This is a genomic window from Saccharopolyspora elongata (genome assembly GCF_004348985.1).
Lineage (GTDB): Bacteria > Actinomycetota > Actinomycetes > Mycobacteriales > Pseudonocardiaceae > Saccharopolyspora > Saccharopolyspora elongata.
Genome location: NZ_SMKW01000182.1, coordinates 1 through 4735, shown reverse-complemented (window position 1 = coordinate 4735; position 4735 = coordinate 1). Strand labels below are relative to the sequence as shown.

The 4735-nt window shown below is 72.7% G+C and carries 4 protein-coding genes; all 4 read right to left on the bottom strand.

Annotation, left to right across the window (positions count from 1 at the left end):
• Nucleotides 1-165: 165 nt before the first annotated feature.
• Nucleotides 166-1341, bottom strand: coding sequence for an ABC transporter permease (locus tag E1288_RS46000; RefSeq protein ID WP_132495609.1), 1176 nt, complete (start codon nt 1339-1341; stop codon nt 166-168).
• Nucleotides 1338-2249 carry an ABC transporter ATP-binding protein gene (locus tag E1288_RS45995; RefSeq protein ID WP_132495607.1) on the bottom strand — a complete coding sequence of 304 codons (912 nt, stop codon included), beginning with the start codon at nt 2247-2249 and terminating at the stop codon, nt 1338-1340. The genes E1288_RS46000 and E1288_RS45995 overlap by 4 nt, the downstream gene beginning before the upstream one ends.
• A gap of 197 nt (nt 2250-2446) precedes the next feature.
• The gene (locus E1288_RS45990; RefSeq protein WP_132495605.1) at nt 2447-4021 is read right to left on the bottom strand and encodes a glycerol-3-phosphate dehydrogenase/oxidase; all 1575 of its coding nucleotides are present in this window, start codon (nt 4019-4021) and stop codon (nt 2447-2449) included.
• Between the two features lie 111 nt (nt 4022-4132).
• On the bottom strand, nt 4133-4735 hold a 603-nt coding region (locus E1288_RS45985; RefSeq protein ID WP_235884301.1), incomplete at its 5' end, for a TetR/AcrR family transcriptional regulator.

Below are 4735 nucleotides of genomic sequence, written 5' to 3'. Positions count from 1 at the left end.
CCTCACCCAACGCTGGCGCACCCTGCAACACATCACCGCCAGCCCACGCAAAATCACCGCCATCGTCCAAGCCGCCCTCACCCTCACCCACCACGAACACGGCCGAATCCACTGAGATCACCTCAATTGGAAATCGGACCTTCGATTTCCATTGAAATTGCGGTTTCAGGCGGCGCGGAGGGCGTCGCGGAGCTTCACGCGGGCTCCGGTGTGCAGCACCGCGTTGCTGTAGATGCGGCCGCCGAGGCGGAGGAGCACCGCGATGGCCGCGAGGCTCAGGACGACCGACAGGGCGATCTCCCACGGGGCGGCGACGCCGAGGGCGATGCGCATCGGCATCAGCGTCGGCGAGAAGCCCGGCACCAGCGAGAGCACCGCGGCGAGCGTGCTGTCCGGCGAGCTCGGCAGCATCGAGACACCGATGACGAACGGCACGACCAGGACCATGATCACCGGGCTGATCACGTTCTGCAGGTCCTCCTGGCGGGACACCAGCGAGGACGCCGCGGCGAGGACCGTCGCGTAGGTGAAGAACCCGAGCAGGAACCAGGCCAGCCCCCAGCCGAGGGTGCCCGCCAGCGCCGCGGACGGCAGCGTCAGCACGCCCCCGGCCCCGGACGCGACCAGGCCCGCAGCGGCGATGATCACCAGCTGCAGCAGGTTCGTCAGGCCGATGCCGATCACCTTCCCGGCGAGCAGCTGGGTCGGCTTGATCGTGGACAGCAGCAGCTCGACGACCCGGCTGGACTTCTCCTCCACGACGCCCTGCGCGACCATCTGGCCGCCGATGATCAGGAACATGTAGAGCACGACGCCGGCCGCGATGGCCAGGCCGAGCCGCTCGCCGAGGTGCGGGTCCTCGGTCTCCAGACTGGTCACGGAGACGTGCGCGCTCTCGGTCGCGGCGCGGACCCCGGCCAGATCCAGCCCGGCGCGGGTGAGTTCGGCGTTCAGCGCCTGCTGCTGCACGACCGCGTCCAGCGCGCCCCGGAGTTCGCTGTCCGGGCTCCGCTTGACGACCAGGCGCGGCGCGTCCGGCGTGCCGGTGATCAGCGCTTCCAGGTCGCCGTCGCGCACCTGCCGCTCGCCCGCGGCCTCCTCGACGGTGCTGATCTCGAAGGACTTGCCGAAGGCCGTGCCGGCGGCCTGCAGCGGCGCGCCGACGGCCGCCGCCTGCGCGGTGACGCCGACCTTCGTCGTGCCGGCCTGGTGGCCGATGAACATCATGAGCGCCGCGTAGCCGCCCATGATCAGGATGGTGGCGACGGTGCCGGCGATGAAGGCGCGGGTCCGCACCCGGGTGCGGATCTCCCGGCGGGCGACCAGCCAGACGGGGCTCATGCGGCGGGCTCCTCGGAGACGACGTTGCGGAACAGTTCGGTGAGCGCGGGCCGGTGCCGGCTGAACTCGCGGACCGGGCCGGTGGCCAGCGCGGCCTTGAGCACCGCCTGGTCGTCCGCGTCGTCGGCGAGCCGCAGCGTGGTCCGGCTGCCGTCGACCTCGACGACCTCGGCGCCGGGCACGTCGGCGGCCCAGCCGGGCTGGGCATCGGGGGCGTCGACGACCAGCGTGGCCGGGCCCTGGTCGCGGAGTTCGGAGACGGTGCCGCAGGCCACCATCTGTCCACTGCGGACGATGCCGACCCGGTCGCACAGCCGCTGCACCAGGTCGAGCTGGTGGCTGGAGAACACCACCGGCACCCCGGAAGCGCACTTCTCCCGCAGCACCTCGCTCATCACGTCCACCGCGACCGGGTCGAGCCCGGAGAACGGCTCGTCGAGGATCAGCACCTCCGGGTCGTGCACCAGCGCGGCGGCCAGCTGCACCCGCTGCTGGTTGCCCAGGCTGAGCTTCTGCACCTCTTCGCCGCGGCGGGCGGCCAGCCCGAGCCGTTCGGTCCACCGCTCGGCGGCGTCACGAGCGTCCGCAGTGGACAGACCGTGCAGTTCGGCGAGGTAGGCGAGCTGCTCGGCCACCTTCATCTTGGGGTAGAGACCGCGTTCCTCCGGCATGTAGCCGATCCGGCGGCGGGCTTGCAGGTCCAGCGGCGCGCCGTTCCAGCGCACCTCGCCGGAGTCGGCGGCCAGCACACCGAGCGCGATGCGCATCGTGGTGGTCTTGCCGGCGCCGTTGCTGCCGACGAACCCGAACATCTCGCCCGCGCGGACGGAGAACGCCATCTCCCGCAGCGCGACGACGTCCCCGTAGCGCTTGGAGATCCGGTCGATCTCCAGTTCGCGATCAGGCATCCCGTCTCCCTCGATCGGTGCTCGAACATCCATTCTGCCTGGTGACGGGCGAATATGCAGGATATTTGCGTTTGCCGGGAGGCGGCTCGAGGCTGAATCGCTCGGACTTCATGCGTTCTGGGGCCGTGCGCATTTTGTGCTGCTACAGCAACACAAAACACGCACGGCCGGTGATCAGGCGGAACTTCCGCGAGTGCTCAGCCCGAAACGCCGTGCAGCGCCCGCTCGACGAGAGCTTCGACCGCCGGGAGGGCCGACTCGCGTTCCGTCGGGTTCAGCCCGACCCGGCTGCGCCGGTCCAGGACGTCCGCCGCGTCGAGCGCGCCTTCGTGACGGATCGCCCAGAGCACCTCGGCGGCCGTGAGCCGCAGGCCCGGCGCGATCGGCTCCGCGAGATCCGGGTCGAACTCGGCCAACGCGGCGACGCGCGCGGCCTCGGTGCCGTACTTCGCGATCAGCCGAGCCGCCGCTTCGACATCGGTCAGGTGCCGCCGCGGGGCGGCGCCGACCAGCGCCACGGCCGCGGTGCGCGACGGTCCGGCGGGCAGCCCGCCGGTGCGCACCGCCGCGTCGACCGCATCGGCGGCCATCTTCCGGTAGGTGGTGAGCTTCCCGCCGACCACGGTCACCACGCCGTCCGGCGAGGTCAGCACCGCGTGCCGGCGCGACAGGTCCGCCGACCCCTTGCCGCCCGGCTGCGCCAGCAGCGGCCGGAGCCCGGCGAACGAACCGAGGACGTGCTTGCGCTCCAACGGCTGCCCCAGCACGTCGCGCACGCCCGCGAGCAGGAAGTCCACATCGGACTGCGGAACCTCGGGAACGGACGGGATCGGCCCGGGCACGGGCTCGTCGGTCAGCCCGAGGAGGGCGCGGCCGTCGGGCTGCGGCAGGAGCAGCAGGAACCGGCCCGACTCGCCCGGGATCGGCGCGACCAGCGAGGTCCCGGCGATCCCGGCGGCGTCCGCGTCGACCAGCAGGTGCGATCCGCGCGACGGCCGCAGTTCGACGTCCGGCGCGAGCTCACCGGCCCACACCCCGGCCGCGTTCACCACCGAACGGGCCCGGATCCGCAGCGATTCGCCGGTCTGCTGATCCACCGCGTCGGCGCCGCGGCCGTCGAGCTCGCGCACGCGCACGCGGGTCAGGATGCGAGCGCCGAAACCGGCCGCGGTGCGCGCCAGCGCGACGACCAGGCGCGCATCGTCGACGAGCTGGCCGTCGAAGCCGAGCAGGCCGCCGCGCAGGTCGGCGGAGCGCAGGCCCGGGACGAGCGCGAGCGCCTCCGCGGCGGGAATCCGCCGGGGCGGCGGGAGCACGTCGGACGGGGTGCGAGCCGTGCGGCGCAGCGCGTCGCCGGCGTGCAGCCCGGCGGCGAGCACCAGCTCGGAGCGGCGCGACACGCTGCCGTGCAGCGGGATGAGCTGCGGGAGCGTCCGCACGAGGTGCGGCGCGGTGCGCGTCATCAGCACGTTGCGCTCGACGGCGCATTCACGCGCCAGCGCTATGTCGCCGTGCGCCAGGTAGCGCAGGCCGCCGTGCACGAGCTTGCTGGACCAGCGGGACGTTCCCCAGGCGAGGTCCTCGGCCTCCACCAGAGCGACCGAGAGCCCGCGCGCGGCCGCGTCCAGGGCCGTTCCGGCGCCGGTCACGCCGCCGCCGACCACCAGCAGGTCCACCTCGTCATCGGCGACTGCGGACAGGTCGGCGGCGCGGCGCGCGGCGTTCAGCGAGGTGGCGCGCAGCGAACCGGCGGGCAGCGGGGTGGTGATCATCGGACCTCCGGGCGGGTCGGTGGGGTTCCGGGGGCCGCAGTTTCAATTGAAACTGCGCTCAGTCGACGGGTTCGGCGCAGTTTCAATTGAAACTGCCGAAAACTGGGGTGGTCAGGCATCGGTGGGCTCCGGGCCGAGGGCACCATCGAGGAGGTGGGCCAGTTCGGTGGTCAGGGCCGCCGGGTCGATGTCGCCGGAGGCCGGGCGGGCGGAGATGACGAACGACTGCACGAGCAGCAGCAGGGCTCGCGCCTGGACGGCCGGATCGGCGCGGCGGATCGAGCCGTCCTCGTGGCCCCGCACGAGGTACTCGCGGATGAACCCCTCGGCGGCGAGCTGGGTGCTGCCGAGCCGCTCGACCAGGTAGGGCAGCAGGAGTTCGGCGTCGGTCTCCAGCACCCGCTGCAGCAGCGGCGCCGCCTGCAGCAGCCGGATACCGCGGACCGTCCCCGCGACCAGGAGCTGCCGGCCGTTGCCGGTCTCCTGCCCGTTGCCGGCCAGCTGCAGGATCTCGCCGAACTCCACCGTCATCAGCGCGGTGACCAGGCTGTCGACGTCGGGGAACCGCCGGTACAGCGTCATCCGGCTGACCCCGGCGCGCCGCGCGATCTCCGTCAGCGTGGTGCGCCGGACGCCGTTGGCCAGCACGCACTCCCGGGCGGCGTTCAGCAGTTCGGCGTCGCCGACCCGGTTGGCCGCCTGGCGGGCCGGGCG